The 19498-nt window shown below is 65.2% G+C and carries 13 protein-coding genes; 3 read left to right on the forward strand and 10 right to left on the reverse strand.

Annotation, left to right across the window (positions count from 1 at the left end; genetic code table 11):
* Positions 1-847, reverse strand: an 847-nt coding sequence (locus FKP22_RS04280) for a hypothetical protein (RefSeq protein ID WP_141285516.1), incomplete at its 3' end; no start/stop codon positions are given.
* Positions 844-1659, reverse strand: coding sequence for a hypothetical protein (locus FKP22_RS04285; protein ID WP_141285518.1), 816 nt, complete (start codon positions 1657-1659; stop codon positions 844-846). The genes FKP22_RS04285 and FKP22_RS04280, both read right to left, overlap by 4 nt.
* Before the next feature lie 60 nt (positions 1660-1719).
* Between FKP22_RS04285 and FKP22_RS04290 the strand changes: the two genes are divergently transcribed.
* The 3 genes from FKP22_RS04290 (at position 1720) to FKP22_RS04300 (ending at position 5533) form a co-directional block, all read left to right on the forward strand.
* A complete protein-coding gene (locus FKP22_RS04290; RefSeq protein ID WP_141285520.1) occupies positions 1720-2691 on the forward strand; it encodes a sulfotransferase family protein in 972 nt (323 codons plus the stop codon).
* 131 nt (positions 2692-2822) lie between these two features.
* Positions 2823-4286: a DUF1800 domain-containing protein gene (locus FKP22_RS04295; RefSeq protein ID WP_141285522.1), complete on the forward strand. Its 1464-nt coding sequence runs from the start codon at positions 2823-2825 to the stop codon at positions 4284-4286.
* A gap of 29 nt (positions 4287-4315) precedes the next feature.
* Positions 4316-5533 (forward strand): DUF1501 domain-containing protein, encoded by a 1218-nt coding sequence (locus FKP22_RS04300; protein ID WP_170200739.1) that lies wholly within the window; start codon positions 4316-4318, stop codon positions 5531-5533.
* 47 nt (positions 5534-5580) lie between these two features.
* Here the strand turns inward: FKP22_RS04300 and FKP22_RS04305 are convergent, their stop codons facing one another.
* The 8 genes from FKP22_RS04305 to FKP22_RS04340 all read right to left on the reverse strand — a co-directional run bounded on the left by FKP22_RS04305 (position 5581) and on the right by FKP22_RS04340 (position 19221).
* Positions 5581-6780: a glycosyltransferase gene (locus tag FKP22_RS04305; RefSeq protein ID WP_170200740.1), complete on the reverse strand. Its 1200-nt coding sequence runs from the start codon at positions 6778-6780 to the stop codon at positions 5581-5583.
* A gap of 23 nt (positions 6781-6803) precedes the next feature.
* Complete coding sequence (locus tag FKP22_RS04310; RefSeq protein ID WP_141285528.1) at positions 6804-7577, reverse strand: sulfotransferase family protein; 774 nt, start codon at positions 7575-7577, stop codon at positions 6804-6806.
* Positions 7578-7599: 22 nt separating this feature from the next.
* A complete protein-coding gene (locus FKP22_RS04315; protein ID WP_141285530.1) occupies positions 7600-11871 on the reverse strand; it encodes a glycosyltransferase family 2 protein in 4272 nt (1423 codons plus the stop codon).
* A 100-nt stretch (positions 11872-11971) separates the two neighbouring features.
* Entirely contained in the window at positions 11972-13672 is a 1701-nt protein-coding gene (locus FKP22_RS04320) for a polysaccharide biosynthesis/export family protein (RefSeq protein ID WP_141285532.1), read from the reverse strand.
* Positions 13673-13677: 5 nt separating this feature from the next.
* Entirely contained in the window at positions 13678-14793 is a 1116-nt protein-coding gene (locus FKP22_RS04325; RefSeq protein WP_141285534.1) for a KpsE/RkpR family capsule polysaccharide export protein, read from the reverse strand.
* Positions 14790-15557 carry an ABC transporter ATP-binding protein gene (locus FKP22_RS04330; protein ID WP_141285536.1) on the reverse strand — a complete coding sequence of 256 codons (768 nt, stop codon included), beginning with the start codon at positions 15555-15557 and terminating at the stop codon, positions 14790-14792. The genes FKP22_RS04325 and FKP22_RS04330 overlap by 4 nt, the downstream gene beginning before the upstream one ends.
* A 9-nt stretch (positions 15558-15566) precedes the next feature.
* Positions 15567-16322, reverse strand: a complete 756-nt coding sequence (locus tag FKP22_RS04335) for an ABC transporter permease (protein WP_141285538.1) — start codon at positions 16320-16322, stop codon at positions 15567-15569.
* A gap of 238 nt (positions 16323-16560) precedes the next feature.
* Positions 16561-19221 carry a glycosyltransferase gene (locus FKP22_RS04340; RefSeq protein WP_231010249.1) on the reverse strand — a complete coding sequence of 887 codons (2661 nt, stop codon included), beginning with the start codon at positions 19219-19221 and terminating at the stop codon, positions 16561-16563.
* Between the last annotated feature and the right edge of the window lie 277 nt (positions 19222-19498).

Raw genomic sequence — 19498 nt, forward strand, 5'->3', positions numbered from 1 at the left:
CCGCAGCCAGGGCCTCGCGCTCGAAGTTGGCCCGCTGCATCGTCAGCATCTCGGAGCAGATGCCGACGATCTCGCTCTTCAGCAGCGCCAACCGGGCAGGCAGTGCCTCACTGGGCTGGGACATCATCAAGTGGTTCAGGAAACCGACCTGGGCCTCCAGCGCCACCACGCGGCGCTGCAGTTCGCTCTCGCCCTGCGCCCCGAGTTGGATCGGGTAGACCGCCAGCGGCTGGCCATCGCGGCCGGTCACGTGCAGCAGGTTGCGCCCTTCGCTCAGCACCTTGACCGGCAGGTCACAGAGGAAGAAATGCGCGCGCGCGTCGCCAGCGCTGTCCAGCCACAACCGCTCCGGGGGCCCTTCGTTGAGTCGCCAGTACAGAGTTGGCTGCCTGCCGCTTCCCAGCTTGTCCAGCACTACCCCGTGCAATGCGCCATCGCGCACACCGCGGAACTGCACTTCGTACAGCAGGTCCAACGGCGCACCGTCGGCCATGTGCAGCAATTCCTGCGGGCCTTGCAGCGCATGTTCGAACACGAGGTCGCCACGCGTGCTGCGCACCGTGAGCCGGACGCTGTCCTGGCCCAACTGCGATGGCAGCAGACTGCCCGAAGGCACGCGCAGCTCGAACGCACACGCTTCGCGCGACGGCAGCGGCAACCCCGCCAAGGCCTGCGCCAGCTCGAACACCGAGCGATTGGCCACCGCGGTGGATACCACGCGATCGTCCAGCGCGAGCTCGACCACGTCGAAGACCTCGCCCGCATCTGCCGGAACCGAAAACCCGATCACACGGGCCTTGGCCCAATCGATTCGCGCGCCGTGCGCCGCCATGGCCACGACGCTCACGGCGCCACCTCGAAAATGCCGTCGGAATCCGACGAAGCAGCCAGCGCCGACTCTGTCGCCTCATCGATCAGCAGCACAGCAGAAAGTCGCCGCAAACTCATCGTGCTGCGGACCTCAGGTGCAAAGATCACATGGAAGGCGAACTGCGAGACTTCTGCCGGCACCCACGGCCCCAGATCCAGGTCGAAGCTCATGTCGGCATCGGCAGGCAACTCAAAGTCGCGTTGCCGCTTTTCGCCACTCACCGTCCAGTCGCAGCGCAACTTGGCCGTCATCGCAGGCGTTGTCTGTACTTGCGCTGACAGCATCAGCAGTGCTTTCCCTGGACGGCTTTGGGCCACCAGCGATCGAGCATCGAAGGCCAGTGACAACCAGGTCCCGTCAAATTCGGCGACCTGCGCCACCAACCCATAGCCAAGCCCAGGGCCTGCATTCGTTCCGAGGGCCAGCGGCTGCTGCAGGACCTGCAGATAGCCGCCGCGGCGATCGCTGTAGAGCGACACGCCGGCCGCTACCGCGGTTCCACTCGCAGGTTGGAGCCGAACAGGTGCTGCTTCGGGCAACTCGAAACATGCGGGGACAAACAACAATTCCTGCCGGAGGCCCTGCTCGCCCGCTTCTTGACACGGCCCAGCGCCCACCAGCGCGCAAAGCTCGTCCACGGTCTTGTTCATGCGACCCTGCAATGAACGCAGTTCCAGCGTCAGCTGCCTCAGCTTGACAACGCGTGATGGATCGACTGGTCTCAACTTTGTCACCTCAAACCGGGTCAATGGCAGGCCTCTCGACGGGATTTCGATGGAAAGCAGCATGCCGAGTCGCGATGATATGCTGCCAACGCATGCCCGGCTGCGCCCCCATCTGAACCCTCCATGACGTCTGCCGCTTCCCCTCGGCCCTCCAACACGCCATTTTTCATCATTGGCTGCGTTCGTTCCGGCACCACGATGCTGCGCAACATCCTGCGGCTGCATCCCAATCTGGCGAGCCCTGAGGAAACCCATTTCTTCCGCTGGAGCGATCCATTTGGCAGCCCCGGCTATCGCCATGTGGTGACCAAGAATCCCGTCCTTCGCCGCCACCGTGAACTGGATGGCATCAGCGAGGCGGAATTCGAGACCATGTTGAATGACTCGACCAGCCGGGCCGACCTGTGCACGCGCTACATCCAGCGCTTTGCCGAAGTGCGCAAGCCGACCGCCAAGCGCTGGTTCGACAAGTCACCGCAAAACGCCTATGGCGCAGCGATGCTTGCCGGCGAGTTTCCGCGTGGCAAGTTCCTGCACATCGTGCGCAACCCTGTCAACGTGGTTGCCAGCTTGCGCATCGGCAAGGTCATGAAAATGGACGATCTGGTCGGTGCCTGCAGTTACTGGAACGAGGCCATCGAAAACCTGGCACTGCTGCAGCGGGCCTACCCGAAGCGCGTGCTCACGCTGAACTATGAGGCGTTCACGGTCAGTCCACTGGATGGCATTCGGGACGTGCTGGCCTTTCTTGGCGAGCCCTTCGATGCGGCACATTTTGCCGACGTGGTGACGAAGGAGGTGCGGCACGAGGATGCCGGCATCCTGACGGACGAGGAACTCGCCAAGGTCCGTTCGTTGTGCCAGACCGGTCGCTTGATGCACGGCTACGGCACCGAAGAGGAAATGGAAGCGGAGCGCCAACGCGAAGCCACGCGCCTCAAGCGGCGGGAGGCCCATGCCGCAGCAAGTTCGGCGCCCCCAGACTCAATGTCGAGCAAGCCCGACGCCGGCCCCAAGGCCGTACGCAAGGTGGCCGCTCCGCCACGGGCGACCAAGCCGGCCGCCGAAGGCCGCGAGGCCAAGCCCAAGGCCTGATCCCAGGCATGACCCCGAAGGCCCGGCCTGATCGCCGTGTCGGCGCAACCGGGGTTTCAAACGTTGGGGACGGTCTGCCACGAGGCAGCGGTTGGCGGGAGATGGCCTGCGGACCGCAACCGGAGTGACCGATGTCCCCTTCGCTTCAAACAGCCCTGGCCGCGCACCGTTTCGGTCTGGGCGAGCCCGATCTGGCCGTGGTCGGCCCCGACCCGCTGGCCTGGCTGCGGGCCCAGATCGGCCCGGCCGACCCACAGCAGGGCGAAGCGCTGGCCAGCACCGCTGAAGCGATGCGGGCGCGCGCCGAAACCGCCCGCAAGGCGGCGCGCCAGGGCGTGGCGATTCCGGATGCAGCCGCGATGGCCGCCCATGCCAAGGCCCGTGCCGAGATGTCCCCTGGCAAGAAAAAGGATGATCCCAATCGCGTGGACGCCGCCGCCCGCGAAGCGCAGCGCGACATCGCGGCACAGGACGTCTACGCCCGGCTGCTGACCGCCAGCCAGACCAGGCGCCCGTTCGCCGAACGCCTGGCGCTGTTCTGGATCAACCATTTCAGCGTGTCTGGCCAGGCGGCCAAGGTTCGCGGCCTGATCGGCGCATTCGAGCGCGACGCGATTCGCCCCCACATCGCCGGCAAGTTCCAGGACCTGCTGCGCGCTTCGACACTGCACCCGGCCATGCTGCGTTACCTGGACAACCAGCGCTCGGTCGGGCCGCATTCGCGCGCCGCCATGCGCCAGCCACCAGGCGACAAGAAGCCCAGAGCCACCGGCCTGAACGAGAACCTGGCACGCGAGGTGCTGGAGCTGCACACGCTGGGCGCGGAAAGCAGCCGACCCGGCACCAACGGCCAGGTGGCCTACGCCCAGGCGGACGTGACCGAATTTGCGCGCGTGCTGACCGGGTGGACCACGGCGGACCGCGCAGATGCCAGCGCGCCGGTGGCGTTCGAGCTGAACCGGCACGAACCCGGCGACAAGCACCTGCTTGGCAAGACCTACCCTGCGGGCCAGCAGGCGCTGGACATGGTGCTGCACGACCTGTCGCTGCACCCGGCAACCGCGCATTTCCTGGCCACCAAGCTGGCCCGGCATTTCGTCGCCGATGATCCACCGCCCGCCTTGGTCAGCCGCCTGGCCACCGCCTACCTCGACAGCCAGGGCGAGCTGCCGGCGATGTACCAGGCCTTGCTGGCCTCGCCGCAAGCATGGCAGCCGCAGTTGGTCAAGCTGAAGACGCCCGAAGAATTCGCCATCTCCAGCGCCCGCATGCTGCGGCTGGACCAACGCTGGCTGCAGCCCGCCCGCGACGGACAGGTCTCGGTGATGGGCCAGGTGCTGCACGAGCCCCCCTCGCCTGCAGGCTGGCCCGACAAAGCCGAGGACTGGCTGGGGCCGGACGCGCTGTGGAAGCGCATCGAATGGAGCACCGGGCTGGTGACCCGGTTCGGCACCGCGCTGGACGCCCGCTTGCTGGCACGGGACGGCATGGGGCCGCTGCTGAGCGCAGAAACCGGCCAGCAACTCGCCCGGGCAGCAGATGGCGCACAGGCCTTGTCGCTGCTGCTGATGTCGCCCGAATTCCAGCGCCGCTGAAGCTGCCGCGCCTCGTCAGGAGAATGGTCATGACCTCACTCGACTCACCCCCTTCGTTTTCGCGACGTACCCTGCTGCGCGCCGCCAGCGCAGGTGCGCTGCTGGGCGCAGCGTCCACACTGGCCTTGGCCGGACCCGGCCAGCCTGGCGGCCCGCGACTGGCCTTCGTGATCCTGCGCGGCGGGCTGGACGGCCTGTATGCGGTGCCAGCCGTCGGCGACCCGGCTTTCGCGAGCGCTCGTGGCCCCCTGGCCGAATACGCCAGCGCGCCGCTGCCGCTGCAAGGCGTGTTCGCGCTGCATCCGGCGCTGACCGAACTGCACGGCATGTACCAGCGCAACGAAGCCGCTGTGCTGCACGCCGTCGGCCTGTCGTACCACGAACGCTCGCACTTCGACGCCCAGCAGGTGCTGGAGTCCGGTGGCACGCAGCCTTACCAGCTGAAGGACGGCTGGCTGGGGCGTGCGCTTCAGGCGGACGCTCGCAAGGGTCTGGCCATGAACACGGCCGTGCCGCTGGTGCTGCGCGGCAGCCGCAACATCGACACCTGGGCACCGTCACGCATGCCCGACCCTTCGGATGACCTGCTGCAGCGCCTGTCGCGCATGTATGGCGACGACGCGGCGCTGGCTGGCGCACTGCAGCGCGCCAGGGGCTTGCGCGAGGGCCCCGAAGGCGACGCCATGGCCAGTGACATGGCCGGCGGCAAAGCCGTCGCAGCGTTCCCGGCGCTTTGCACACGCGCAGCCGAGTTTCTGGCGCAGGACCAGGGGCCGCAGGTCGCCGTGCTGGAAATCGAAGGCTGGGACAGCCATGCAGACCAGGCTGCGCCCAAGGGCCGCCTGTCCGCCAACCTGCGGCAGTTGGATGCCGGACTGGCCGCCTTGCGCGCGGGACTGACGGCGCCCAGCGCCAAGAACGCCTGGAACCGAACCGTCGTCATGGTCGCCACCGAGTTCGGCCGCACAGTGGAAGTCAACGGCACCCGCGGCACCGATCACGGCACCGGCGCCGCCGCCTTTCTCCTCGGTGGCGCGGTTCGCGGCGGGCGGGTGATCGCCGACTGGCCAGGACTGGCCGCAGCCCAGCGATTCGAGGGCCGAGACCTGAAGGTGACGACCGATTTGCGCGCGCCGATGAAAGCCTTGCTGGGCGATCACCTGAAGGTTGCCAGCGCGGTGATCGAACGAGACGTCTTCCCTGACTCTGCCGCCGTCAGGCCCGCGGAGGGCTTGCTGAAGTCCTGAGCGACAAAAGGGCGGCAAGTGGCGGCCGCCCTGCCGCCTGCGAGCGATCAGGCCCCGACAGGCTCCCCTGCGGGCAGCGCCAGACGATGCGCCAGCCAGCGCGTGAAGTACCCGGCCTGCCGGTCACACTCCGCCTGCCAGGCCACGCGCGTGCGCAGCGCCTGCTCACGCAGCCGCGTGAGCCCCCCAGCAGCCCCCGGCGCCAGTTCCGTCACCAGGAACTCCGCCAACTCGACCGGTGACTCGAACACCGGCAGTTGCCAGACCTGGCTCATGCCGTGAATGCCAGCCTGGGTGGCCAGCACCGGACAGCCATAGGCCAACGGCTCCACCGTCTTGATCTTCAGGCCGGTACCGCCCACCATGGGATTGAGCGCCACGTCGACAGAGGCATAAAAGCCGCTCAGTTCCTTCACGAAGCCATAGGGCACCAACCCAGGCGTGTTGCCCAGCTTGGCAGCATGCCAGGCCAGGCTGCCCGCCACGATCACCTGGAAGGGCGCACGCTCCCGAAGGGAAGTACGCCCCAGCGCCTCGACCAACGCCTGCAGGCTGCGCACATTCCACATGTTGCCGCTGCCCAGGTAACCCAGTGTCAGCACGCCACCTGCGGCGCTGTCGGGCCCACCCTTGCGCGGCAGAAAGTCTCGCGCCGCGACCTCCACCCAGGGCAGGTACAGGATGTGACGATGCGCTCTCGCCGCCATCTCGCGGGCTTCTTCCTGCTGAATGGCCAGGACCACATCAGCCATCTCGAAAGCGCGATCCTCTTCTGCGCGCGTGGTGCTGAACCAGGCCGGCGGCAGGCCAGCCTCGACATGCCGGGCCGCGCGGTCGGCAAACAAGTCATGGCTGTCCAGCACCTTGGTCACACTGGCGTCGAAACATTGAAGCAGCGGCGCATACCAGACGTAGTTGACGTGCACCACCCGGTAGGCACGCAGGCGATGCAGTTCCAGCGCCGGGGCCTCCAGCCCTTTGTCATACCAGTCCGAAAGGCGGCAGGCGTGATCCGTGCCAATGCGCTTGCTGGCCCGAGAGGGCACCACCCGCACCAGGCCGAACTGGGCTCGCATGGCCTGCGAAAGGGCCACGTCGTGCCCTTCATCAGCGTGATAAAGCAGGTCCACCTCGTGGCCCAGGCCCCGATAGATGCGCAACAGCTGCAGGATGCGCCGCGAGTTGCCCTGGTCCGCCGGGACCAGGCGGTTGAAGCAGACCAGCAGCACACGGGGGCGTGTCTGCACCTGCAAAGACATGCTGCTGCCGGTCAAGCCTGCACTGCGCCGCCCGCCGCCGGCAGGTAACCGTGCCGGCGCATGCCGGCCTCGCAGGCCTGCAGCACGACTTGAGTATCCTCGGGCGAGAGCACCTCTGCACCTCGATGGTCTGAAGGGGTCATGACGAAGTCGGCAAACCAGGCAGGGTCATAGGCTTCGCCGAGGAAAGACATCAGCAGGCGTGTGTGGCCCGGACCATCGTCCATCAGGTCTTCATAGCGCATTTCGTAGACCCGGTCCGGGAAGGCTTGTTTCAGCCCGCGCATGATGTGTTCGGCCTCGGTCCAGTAGTTGATGGCACCCAGCAAGGCGCCGACCTTGATGACCTTGCCCAGGCGCAGGCTGGCCACGACGTTCAGCGGATTGCGCACGATGTGAACAAAGCGGGCATCCGGCATCGAGCAGGCCATCAGCATCGCGCCATAGACGTTCTGCGGCGTCTTGTCGAACCAACGCCTCGCCTGCGGCTTGTTGCGCTCGATGTAGCACTGCATGTAGCGCTGGTACAGGTCGGCACGCGAGGTACTTTGCTCCATCATGCGCGTGAATTCAGACTCCTGAATCTGGTCGATCTTGCGGTGCTCACGCAGCACTGGGTTGCTGGACAGCACCTTGCGCAGGTTGTCGGTGCCCATAGGGTCACCCCAGCGGTAGAAATGTGTTTCTTCCGGGCATGCCAGATTGGGATGGCGGCGCAGCAGATCGCGCAGCATTGTTGTGCCTGAACGGACACAACCGACAAGGAAAAAGGGGTCGGGCCTCATGAACCGATTCTCCTTCACTGAGCTAGCGAAGCCCAATGTCCGGCATCAGGCCTGTGAACGAAGAGCTGTCCACATAGCGCATGGAATGCGAGGTCGAATACAGCGTGCCACTGGCCTCGGCCAGCAGCGACATGTATTGGCGATATTCCTCCGCCCCATTGAAATGCTGCTTGCGCGCGACCTCCTCCTGCACCTTGCGGGCAAAGCCTGCGTGGTACTTGAAGTGCGCCAGCCAAGCATGCTGGGGCGACACCTTCACGCCAGACGCGTAGTGCACCCCCTGCGACAGGCGCACCCAGGGCATGTAGCGCAAGGCGATCAGCTTCTGCGAGGTGTACTGGTTGGGTGCGGAGCCGGGAATCAGCCGATGCCGCAGCGCGCTCACGGTGCTGGGCGCGTTCGAATACCAGCCGCTGCCCAGTCGCCACGGCAGCAGGGGTTGGCGATCAAAATACGGCGCGGCATCAAATGGCGCGACGTGTTCGAAGTCCGCCGAGGCCAGGCTGCCGGCGGGATACATGTCGATCATGCCACCGCGCACGCCATCGAAACCTTGCGCCTGCTGCTGCTGCAACCAGGCCAGCAGCGGCGTTTGCTCGCAGCCCTCGAAGACCATGAATTCATCGATGTCGGCCAACACCGCCCAGCGACCCAGCCCGTGGGCCGCCAGCACCGCCTGTTGCCAAGCCACGCCATAGTGAGACAGCCGGTACTGCGAATCGACGGAATAGAGCACAACGTCCGGCTGAGCCAGCAAATACTCGCGCGTGCCATCGTCCGAGAGGTTGTCGATCAGAACGAAGTGGCGCACACCCAGTTTGCGGTAGTGCTGGAGAAAATGCGGCATCAGCACCCGCTCGTTGCGTGCCACGGCCACCACCAGCAGCTCAGCCTGCTCATGCAGGGCCCTCAACAGCGATGCAGGTGACAACAACTCCAGTTGGCCCGAGGCCTTGCCGTGCCGATCCGTCAGGCTGGGTGCCTGGCAAGTGGGCCAGATGCGCAATGGCGCCACGATGGCCTGGGTCAAGCCTTGGTGAATGGTATCCAGTGTTTTGGCATCGTCCAGGTGCGTCAGCATCGTCGGGCTGAGGGGGCCAGGATAGAAGGTGTTCTGCCAGCAATTCACCGGCACAGCGTTGTGCCCCAGCTTGCGGCGCAGCAAAGTCTCGTAGCCAGCATCCGTCAGTGGGATATCGGCTGCCCGAAGCAGGTCGCCCACCAGCTTGTCTTCCATGAAGACACTGCGGGTCAGGCGCGCGCCGCGAGTGGTCTGCAGCAATTTGCACAGCCGCCCCATGGCCAAGCGCGACAGCAGGTAGCCCGTGCCGCCGTCGGCATACACCGAGGGCTCGGGCGACTTGTCGATCGCGTTCGCTGCGCGGGCATCGTGCGACTTTGCCTGGTGCCAGCGCCGGTCGGTGCCGCCTTCGGCCCGATGCAAGGGCCGACCGAGGTAGTGCGCCCCCCAATGAGGGCAAAGATCGAAAAACGCATCCACCGCTAGGTGGCAGTCGTCGTCGATCTTGTAGAGGTGGTCGAAGTCGGTGTGACGCCACACCCAATCGATCAAGGCCAGGCTCTTGGCCGGCAGATCTTCGTAATGGTCCGACGCCCGCAGACCGAGCACCCCGTCCGGCTCAATCTGACCGTGACCTTCGCCCACCGCAACGAGCCAGGGAATGCCCCTCGCGGTCAGGTCCCGGCCCCAGGTCTGCCGGATGCGTTCGACCCGCGTGGCCAGATTGGCGCGGCAAGAGTAGACAACTACCAATGTGCGAGAAGACCATGCCGGCGAGACAAAGCGCAACGCTTCGCGCGTTGGCAAGGTCAACGCCCAGGTGTCGTCCGCCGGCAGCGCTGACAGAAATTCCTGGACGAGGCTTTCTTGCAGACTGCCCTTGGCTGCCGGCGTTGCCTGCAGCAGCAGCAACGCATTGCACAGTGCCGCCGGCACAGCATGAGAAGGCTTGTCGATCACGGCGCCACACGGCGTGACGGGCAAGCTCATGTGCGCGGCCATCCACCAGGCCCGCAATTCCGACAATTCGGCGTCAACCTGCGCAGCGTCCCAGCGAACCCGGCCGATGTACCAGCGCCACGCCGCCAATTGCACGCCAACAAAGTCGTGGGCAGCCCCCGCCAAGCGACGGCATGTCGCGAGCGACGGCAAAGGCTGCGTGGCATCGCTGGCCAATGCGCGCAGCTCGCGGAGCAACTGCTGCTGCAGTTCTCGCCCGGCCCGCTGCGTCACCCCACCTGCAGCCCTCATGCGGTCAACCAAGTCGCACTGCCCGGCCAGCAGCGGGGGAGGCAACAACGGATGCGCCGCCAACCGCAAGGATTCAGACACACCCAAGCCCTCGGTCTCAGCCCACAAAGGCTGCGCCTCCGCGGCGGCTTCGGCATCCAGTTGGGGCACTGCTGCCTGCAGAATGTCCCGTGAGAACTGCGGCACGTCGATATTGCCGCAGGCCCGGAAAGGCTGCAGTTGCAGCAAAAGGGCTTGCGCACGTGTAGGCGACAAGCCCGACTTCAGGCCCTCGCTCAGTGATACAAAACCACGATGAGCCGAGCGCAACTCAGGGGGCCACGGCAGACCCGCAGGCCAGCGACTGTCCAGTCGCGCCCAGAAGCTGGGGACCAGCGCAAAAAGCTTCAGGCAGGATTGAAGGACAGCGTAAGCGGCATCTGCCGGCAGCACGACCGCCAGCAGCAAAAGCGAGACCTGCGCATCCACGATGTGCTCGTCGTGCAAACGCCCCCAGTAACCAGCTTCGCTCATGGAGGCCAAGAAGGCCAGGAATTTCCCGACCAGTTTCAGCGCCTGTCGGTCGGCAACGGGCGAGCAGCCCAGTTCCTGCAACAGCAGGTCTGCCGCCTGGCCAACACATTCAGTGTTGAGCCAGCCAGACTTGCCCTTCACAAGTCGCTTGACCAGCGTCGCCGCTGCGTCGTAGTCAGAAGTCGCCACCAGCTCCGGCAACAACTGAGACGAGGACCATACCTCGCCCGAGTCCGCCAGTTCCCGCAACTGACTGACGCGCAACAGTGGCCGCAGGCTGGCATAGTCCCGCTGACCGGCAAAGACAGGAATCAGCGCCCGCAGAAAACGGTCCTGCACCTCGCCCGCCACGGGATGACGCGCAAGCACGGTTTTCAGGCTGGTCGCTGCCGTGGCACCAGGCTGCCCCATCGCGTCGCTGAGGGCGCGTTGCAGTTGTCGCATCGTCACCTGGTCAGGTTGCGGCAGCACCATCGGCGAGCGCTCAGGCAAAGTGGCCTGAGCGGGCAACAAGTTCGTCAAGCCAAAGCGGCCGGCCTGCAGCCTGGCAAAACGCATCAAGTCATCCGGCAGCAGATCCCACGCCTCGGCCGCGGCCAGGTGCTCCAGCGCTTGCATCACCTGGTACTGCCCCTCGGAACCCGCCAGCTCAAGAACCGACAACGCCGCCAACCGGCCGAAGTGACTCACGAGGTGGCTGGCGTCCAACCGCCTGGGTAGAGGCGGCAAGGATCGTGACCCGACGGCCAGCCGAAACTGGCAGGCGCCCGCCGAATCCCGATGCCGCCAGATGCCTGCGGGCAGTTCCAGCTCGAATCCGAGCATGGGATCTTGCAGCCCCAGTGCCGCACGCACATCTTCGCGATGAACGCGGATGACACTGGCTGTCAATTTACCCGAAGGAGTCCGCAAGCAAAGCGCCTGCCCCGAGGTGGCGTCCAGATGCAGCCACCCGGTCAGCACCAGCCCATCCATGGACTCGATCTGGCCACGCAATGGGGACGGCACATGCCGGGCCAGTGCCGAGTCAGGCTGTGTCAGTTCGTGTTCCAGATGCCGAGCCCGGGCCTCCTGCCGGAGCCAGTCGCCAGCAAGCCCCAACGACTTAGAGGGGCCACCGGCCACCGCCACATGGTGCATCAACCAAAGCAAGCTTTCCTCGCGCACATCGCCATCAGGCAGTTCGCGCAGGGAGTTGGCCCATTGCTCCATGGAGCCGGCAACTGGCAAGGCCAATTCAACACTGCCCTGGCGCAGGCGCAAATCGCCTGCCGCTGCGCGGCGCGCCAGATGAGGCGTCAGGTAGACACTGAAACCATAGGCGTCGTCCCCGTGACCTCCCAGTGCAGCCCTGACATCCGCGCGCGAATGACGTTGCAGCACGGCGTCCACCACAGGCTTGCCGCACAGCAGCAACTGAAGCTCGCCCGGACTAACCGAGGCATCGGCGGACCAACCCTCCAGCAACCCAGGCCAATGGCGCTCCAACGTGATCCGGGCAACAGGCACAGGCTCCCTCCAACTTTGACAACCAGCCCGGGCAGTGCGCCAGGGAGCGGTTGGATACGCTGCCGGCCGCTTGCGCAGCCAGACACGATGTCACTGGCAGTTAAAAGCCAATCGCCACCTTGGCCGCGATCGCGATCTGGTAAAGGATCTGCGTGATGCCACGCGCCACCTCGATGCTCTTGGATTCGATCTTCGGCAGGATCATGATCTCGTCGCCCGGCTTGGGCGTGGTGCCGGGGGGCGCCACGCTGCCATTGCGGTGCAACAGGATCTGCTTGGAGGTGTCGGCCGATTGGGTGTAGCCGCCAGCCAGGGCAATGTAGTCGTCCACCGCCGCATTGGGCTGGTACACCAGCGCGTTCGGGAACAGCACTTCGCCGCTGAGCAGCACCATGTTGCTGCGCTCAGGCACGACCACCAGATCACCATCTTCCAGCGGCAGCTGATCGGCCTGCTCGCGATCACTCAGCACCACCTGACCCAAGGGTTGTATCTGCTGGGCCCGGGTGATGAACTGAAGCATCAGGTTGGCTTCGACCTGACGCAGCGCTGCTTCTTCGCTGGTCGAAGAACGTGCCGTCAGCGCGGCGGTTTCGAGGTTGTGCAGGGAGATGTCGAGCGAACGTTTCTGCCGCACAGCCACGGACTTTCGGAACAGCTGCAGCGAGCTCAGGTCGGCTTGCGGTGAAGGCGACAGCCGTGCGATCACATCCTTGAGCTTTGCCCCATTGGGCATCACCAGGGCACGCTCACCCAGTTGCGCGCCGTCGATTCTCACCAGCAAGGTGGTGGCGTACTTGTCGGCGGTAAAGGTCACCAGATCGCCGCTCTGGATCTGCACATTCGAGGCGCTGCCCAGCGGGTAGTACTCGCTCTTCAGTTCCACCCCGGTGTTGCGCACGATGCTGAGATGGGTGGCATCCGCCTTGGGCTGCGCCAGGGCAAAAATCTCGGATGCCGGAACCGATTGCCGGGGCAACTCGAACACGTAGGCATTCTGGGCCTCGCCCTGCACCATGACCGCGTACTGGCGCGGCTTCACCACGATGGTGTCGCCGTCCTGCAGTTGAATGCGGTCGATCTTGCCGTCAAGCAGGAAGCGGTAGAGATCGAAGGTTGCCCGCGGCTTGCCGCCGCGCAGCACCTGCACCGAGAGATAGCTGCCACGGTCCGGATCGATGCCGCCGGCCAGGTCGAGGTAGGTCAGTACGGTGTCTGACGACAGGCCACCATAGAGGCCCGGAGCTCGCACGAAACCGGTGACGTAGATCTTCACCGGCTGGGCTGCCTCCAGCGTCGCGTAAACGCCGACGTTGGCCTTGAAGGTTTTCTTGACCAGTTCATCGACCTGCCGATTCAGGTCTTCGTTGCGCACACCCAGCACGCGAATCGGGCCAGCGTTCGGCAGGAAGATGTTGCCCTGCGCGTCGACCGTTTGCACGCCATCCTGGGTGACAGCGCCCCACATGCGAATGCTGACTCGGTCGCCGACGGCGATCTGGTAGTCAGGATTGAAGCCGCTGCTGGACTGCGCAAAGCGGCCGCTGAAGATCTGCGATCCGAACACCACCGGCTTGCCCATCCCGCCATCACTCGGCATGGCTGGCAAAGGCGTGCTGGCTGGCGGTGGCGTCACAGAGGGGGCCTGTAGAACCACGCTTTGCGCTGCGGAACCCTGCGGGCTCTGCGCACCCAGCGTCACCCCCGGCGGCAAGGTGATGCTCTGCTGTGCCTGCACGAGGGGCGACACCACCATGACGCACAGGGCAGTCAGCGAAGCGATGACAAAAGACTTGGTCATGACATTCAATCCTGGTGCTCGCGCACCGTGGCATAGATCAGGCGGACGATGGCGAACAGCATGGTGCAAACGGCCAACACGGTCAGCCAATCCATGATGCGGCGCGGATAGAGGGCCAGGTCCGGCAAGGTTGGCGACTCCAGCACCAGGACTGTCTTGAGCTTGCGCGATGCTTCCAGCCTGGCTTGCTCCACCGACAGCAACGCACTCTTGTAGGCGTCCTCGGCATAGCCGGCTTGCAGCAGCAGCCCCTGGTATTCGATCGCAAGCGCGGGCAACTGGCTGCCATTGACCGCTGCTGTGGCACGCAGTCGCTCCACCTCCAACTGGGCTTGTGTCGCCCCAAGTTGACTGCGCAAGCTGCGCACCTGCAGGCTGTCCGGGCTCATGAAGGCCTCCGCGGCCTTCAGGTCGGCCTCCTGCTTTGCCTGGGTTGCCTGCAAGCTGGCGGTCAGCGTGTTGGCCGCCACTGCCTGGGACAGCGGATCCAGCAACTTGTATTTTGTCTGGAAGGCCAGCACATCGCCCTTGGCGCTGCGCACTCGTTTCAGCGAACTCGCTTCCTCACCCTCGTAAAACGCCATGCGGTCGCGGGCAACTCGGTGGGCATTTTCGTTGATGTAACTTTCACCCTCGTCGATCATGGCCTGCGCCAGCTTCTGCGCAAATTCCCGATCAAACGCCTGCACTTCAACCGTCAGCAGCCCGGAGATTTCATCGTGCGCAATGGACACGCGGCTGTTGAAATAGTCGAGGAACCTCTCGCGCTCGGCATCCGCCGAAATGCGGTAGAACACGTCCAGCTTGGGCTGGCTGTAGTGCGCCCGCAGATTGAACTTCTTGTCCATCTTCAGCAGCATCGCCATGGAGTGCATGTAGCTCTCCAGCATGTAGGCATCCGACAGCGAAACCGGGGCCCCACCGCCCCCCAGCAGCAGGCTCGCGGCCGAGAGTCCGCCCCCGCTGGACCCGCCGGACGAGGTGTCGCGGATGCTCAGCACCGAATGGCTGGCATACCGGTCAACGGCGACGAAGCTGTAATAGACCGTGGCCAACACGGCGGGCACCACAAACAGGGCCATGCCCAGGCGGCGTGGCGTGACGATGTCAAAGAACTTCATGGTGTGGCAGGCGGCAAGGAGTTGTCGGCCCCGGCAGGCAAGGGTGCCGCGGGGGGAAGCGCCGCCGGTACCACAGGGCCCCGGCCAAGCGCAGATTTTTGGCGCTGTTGCATGCTCTGGTAAATCTCCAGACCTTCCTTGACGTCGCTGTAAAGCGTGGCCTGCCCGTCTTCGAGCACCACCACCACGTCGCACATGTTCTGGATGTCGCGGACCACGTGCGACACCAGGATCAGGTTCGAATTCTTGACCCGGTCCTTGAAGACCGCCTCGGCCTTGCGCTTGAAGATGGGGTCGCCGGCCGACATGCCTTCGTCAATCAGGTAGTAGTCGAACTCGAAAGCCATGCTCAGCCCGAAGGTCACGCGGCTGCGCATGCCCGAAGAATAGGTCTTCATCGGCATGTCGAAGAACTTGCCGATGTCGGCGAAGTCCTCGACGAACTTGACCTTCTCACGCGTCTCGGCAGGAGATGAACTGTAGAGCCGGCAGACGAACCGGACGTTGTCGCGGGCGCTCAGCGAGCCCTGGAAGCCACCGCCCATGCCGACGGTCCAGGAGAGCGTGTTGTTGGTCCGCACCCGGCCACTGTCCGGCGAAACCACGCCGGCGATGATGCTCATCAGCGTTGACTTGCCGGCGCCGTTGCGCCCCATCAATCCGATGCTGGCACCGTCGGGAAAGGTGAAATTCAGGTCCCTGAAAACGTAGTGCCGCCCGGTGGGCGTGGGAAAGTACTTGGTGAGGTTGACCAGTTCAATCATGGTGCACCTTCATTCGCCGGCAGCCAGCCGCTCGCGGCGCAACCAGTACATGCAGACCCCGATGGCCCACAAGGTCAGCGTCCACATCATCGGATAGGCCAGGTTGACACCCTGCAATGGCAGATACCCCGGAAGGAAGGCTGCTCGCGCCAACTCGACCAGATGCAGCAGCGGGTTGAACAACAGCCAGTAGCGCGCTTCGCTGGTGAAGCTGTGGACCGAGAAGATCACCCCAGCCGTCAGATAGAGCGGCAGCGAAAGCAAGCCGATCGCCAGGCCGAGGCGAGGCAGCGGACCGATCAACGTCGCCAGCATCAACCCCATGCCGGCGCCAAACAGGATGAAAGCCGCCCAGGCGCCGAGGTAGCCGATCAGGCTGTCGGGCAGGATTGGCGAGTAGTTGAGTCGCGCCAGGATCGACAAGGTCAGCACAAACACGATGAGGTCCGTTGCAACCTCCAGGATGGTGCGCGCAATCAGCGTGTCGAATGGCTTCACCTGCCGGTAGTTGAACAGCCCCACATTCGAATTGATGCCATTCATCAACTGCCCCCAAAGGCCGGAACACAGCCGATAAGGAATCAATGCCACGATCAGGAAGATCGCGTAGTCGTAGGTGCCGCGGGTCAATCGCCCGCGCAGGAAGGTGTTGACCGCCACCAGCGCAAACACCTGCGCCAGCGGCGCCCCCAGCATCCAGACCACCCCCGTCCAGTGACCGCCGAATCGGGTTTTGATCTCGCGCATCAGCAGCGCAAAGATCACGGCGCGTTGAATTTGCCAGGGGGTTCGTTTGATCACGGTGACGAGCAGAGCAAATGCTTAGGAGCTGAAGCAGACCTAGAAGCAAGCGCGCCGCCCGAGAAAACCTCAAGGCAGCGCGTCTCGCACTTTAACCTAGCCCACCTGTGCCAGCCAAGCCGCGAAAGTGCAGCTTTGCGAGGCGAATGCCACGGCTTGCCGCACGCGACAGGCCGGCGACAGGCACGTGACAGCAAGTGACTCAGCCTTCGCGGCGCATGGCCGTGCGCACAGCGCTTTGCTGCCCGAGCGCCGCACCCACCGGGTCCGGTGCACGCATCGCCCGCAGCAACACCTCGGCCAGTTCTTCCGGTTCGTCGGCCAGGCGCAATGGCAGCACCAGGTGCTGGGCATCGTGCAAGCGGGTGCGATCGGCCTGCGCCCCCAGGTCGAACACCGCGATGCGCCGGCCGCTGCGCAAGGCACCGGACAGCACATAACAGTAGGTCTCAGGCCAGACCGAGGGCACCAGGATCAGGTGCGGGTCGAAGCTGCTGATCTTCTCCGAGAGTTCGTTGTCGAAGTACCGACCGAGCAGCTTGACACCTGCGCCGGCCAGGCGGCCGTCGTCCGACGAATAGCCCAGCAGCGAGAACTCCAGCGGCAAGCCGCGCCGACTCGCCGCTTCGGCCAAGCCCAACAGCACGTCGTAACCCTTGATGCGGTTGATCGCGCCGATCACCATCAGCCGCACCGGCTCACCCGCCGGCACCAGCACCGAGGCCGACACCCTGGGCGGCGGATCCGCCTCGTGCGGGGCGACCCGCACCGCGCTGCTGGACGCCAGCATCGTCAGCCGGCGTGCCACATCCTCGGACGGCACGACGACCACCTTGGCCGCCTCCAGCAGCCGGCGCGCCTGGCTGCGCCAGACCTGGATCGTGCCGGTCTGCTGGATCAGCTGGTCCTGCGTCAGGCAGCGGTTGCAGTCGTCGTCACCAGGCAGGCCGCAGAACCGGCCCTCCAGGTTGACCAGGTTCACCCGCGGGCACAGCGTGTAGTAGTCATGCACGGCCAGCCGGATCTCGATGCCCAGGCGCTGCGCCGCCTCGATCAGTTGCGCACCGGTTTCGGACGGGAAGTCGATCAGGTGGTGGATGTGCAGCTCATGGATCTGCAGCCGCTGCAAGGCCTCGACCAGCATGTCCATTGGCCGCAGCGGCAGGTTGGCCAGGTTTTGCAGACCGAACAGGCCCGGGTGCAGCAGCGAAACGCAGCCAGCCTGCGGCGAAGGCCGCAGCTCGAACACACCGCAGCCCTCGTTCAGCAGTTCACGGCTTTGCTCCAGCAGGTGGCGCTCGGTGCCGCCGCCGCGGTTGTGGCAGACCAGCAGCACATTGCGCTGCGTGCATTGCCGCGCGAGGCGTGCCAGGTCCAGCCGGGCCCGGTGCATCCACGACGGGTCATCGGCGATGTAGCGCACCACGTCCGGCTCGTACTTGGGGTGCAACCTGGCCAGCGTCTTCATCGCCGCCTGGGTGCGCTCCAGTGCCTCGCCCTTGAAGCTGACCGAGCCCACGTGGCGCACGTAGATGTCGCAGGCGATTCCGTTGGACCAGCCGCGGCGGATCGCCCGCTGGCACCAGTCGTTTTCTTCGCCGTAACCGCGGCCGAAGTTGCGTTCGTCCAGGCCGCCGATGTCGGCGATCGCCTCGCGCCGCATGTACATGCAAAAGCCGACGCCGGTGGGGGCCTTCACATGCTGCAACCGGTTGGTCTCGGCGGCCAGCTGGTCGATCTCCTGCGGCGTGAGCTCCAGCGGAATGCGGTTGTCGCCCAGGGTTTCGGGGTAACTGCAAATGGTCGCGTTGTTTGACAGGGGCGTGACGCTCGCCAGCCGCGGGTGCTCGGCAGCATGCGCCAGCAATCGGTCCAGCCAGTCGTTGTAGACCACGGTGTCGCTGTTCAGGATCACGACGTCGCGGTCGCGGCACAGCCGCAGGCCGTGGTTGACCGTCTTCACGAAGCCCTGGTTGCTGCGATGCTGCTCCAGCACGAACAGGTCGCGCGCAGCCAGGCTGCGCAGCATCGCATTGAGCTCCGGCACCGGACCGGCGTCGTTGATCAGCACCAGCCGATGCGGCGTGCGCACCGGCGCGGTCAGCACGCTGTGCAGGCAGCGCAAGGTCTCCTGCAGGCCACCGTAGACCGGCACGAAGACGTCCACCACCGGTGCGCTGGCCCACCGGCGCGGCTGCACATTGGCCCACTGTGCAGGGTCCAGCATGTCGGGCTCGCGCGAATGCGGCAGGCGCTCGACCGCACGCAAGGTGGCCTGGTTGGCGCCTTCCTGCATGTAGAGCGACATCCACTCCGAACCGAACAAGGCCAGCACGCTACCCTTGACCATGCGCAACTCGGGGCGCGAATTCAGCAGCCGCCGCATGTCCAGGCCCGGCAACGGATTACGCCCCTCTCGCCAGCCCCAGCGCTGGAAATGGTTCAGCGCATCGATCGGCCGCGCGCCAACATCAGGATTGCTGCGCAGGTAGTAGTCGATGTCAAACCAGGGCGTGGGCGACAGCCCCTTGTAGCTGGCCACCAGCCCGTAGTGCAGCAGCCGGTTGATGCCATGCCGCGGCCCGCAGTGGGCGTCGTAGTGGCGGATGTCGAACAGCGGACTGGGCGACAGGCCTGCCGCGTCACCATGCAGCACGTAGTGGCGCAGCGGCGTCATGCCGTTCAGGCTGGCGAGCTCGATCTGCGCGAGATAGTGGTCCCGGTCGAACAGGCCCAGCAGGCGGGTCAGTTCGACCTCGAAATTCAACAGCGCGCGTTGCCGCTTGCCCAGCAGACGGGCAGCCGCACGCAGCAGGCGAATGCTGTGCAGCATCACCTTGGCATCCAGCGCCCGTTGCGGCACTTCGATCAAGGCCGACCTCTGTGATTTCCCGACATCTTCGTTGACATGAATTCAGCACGAACGCGAGCGCTACGCAGCTGTGTCGGCGGCAAGCGTCGCGCTCGTGTGGACAGCCCGCCGGGCCGGGCAAAGCCTCTGTCGAATGTATCCCACTTGGCCGGGCAGGCCGTCCCCCGTCCGGGGTGGACACGCGGCAAACACCTCATGCAGCAGGCCGCTGCGCCAACGGCGCCAGATCGTGCAGGCCCTCGGCCCGCCAGCGCTGCAGCAGCGCACG

It is taken from the genome of Ideonella azotifigens (assembly GCF_006519715.1).
Lineage (GTDB): Bacteria > Pseudomonadota > Gammaproteobacteria > Burkholderiales > Burkholderiaceae_C > Ideonella > Ideonella azotifigens.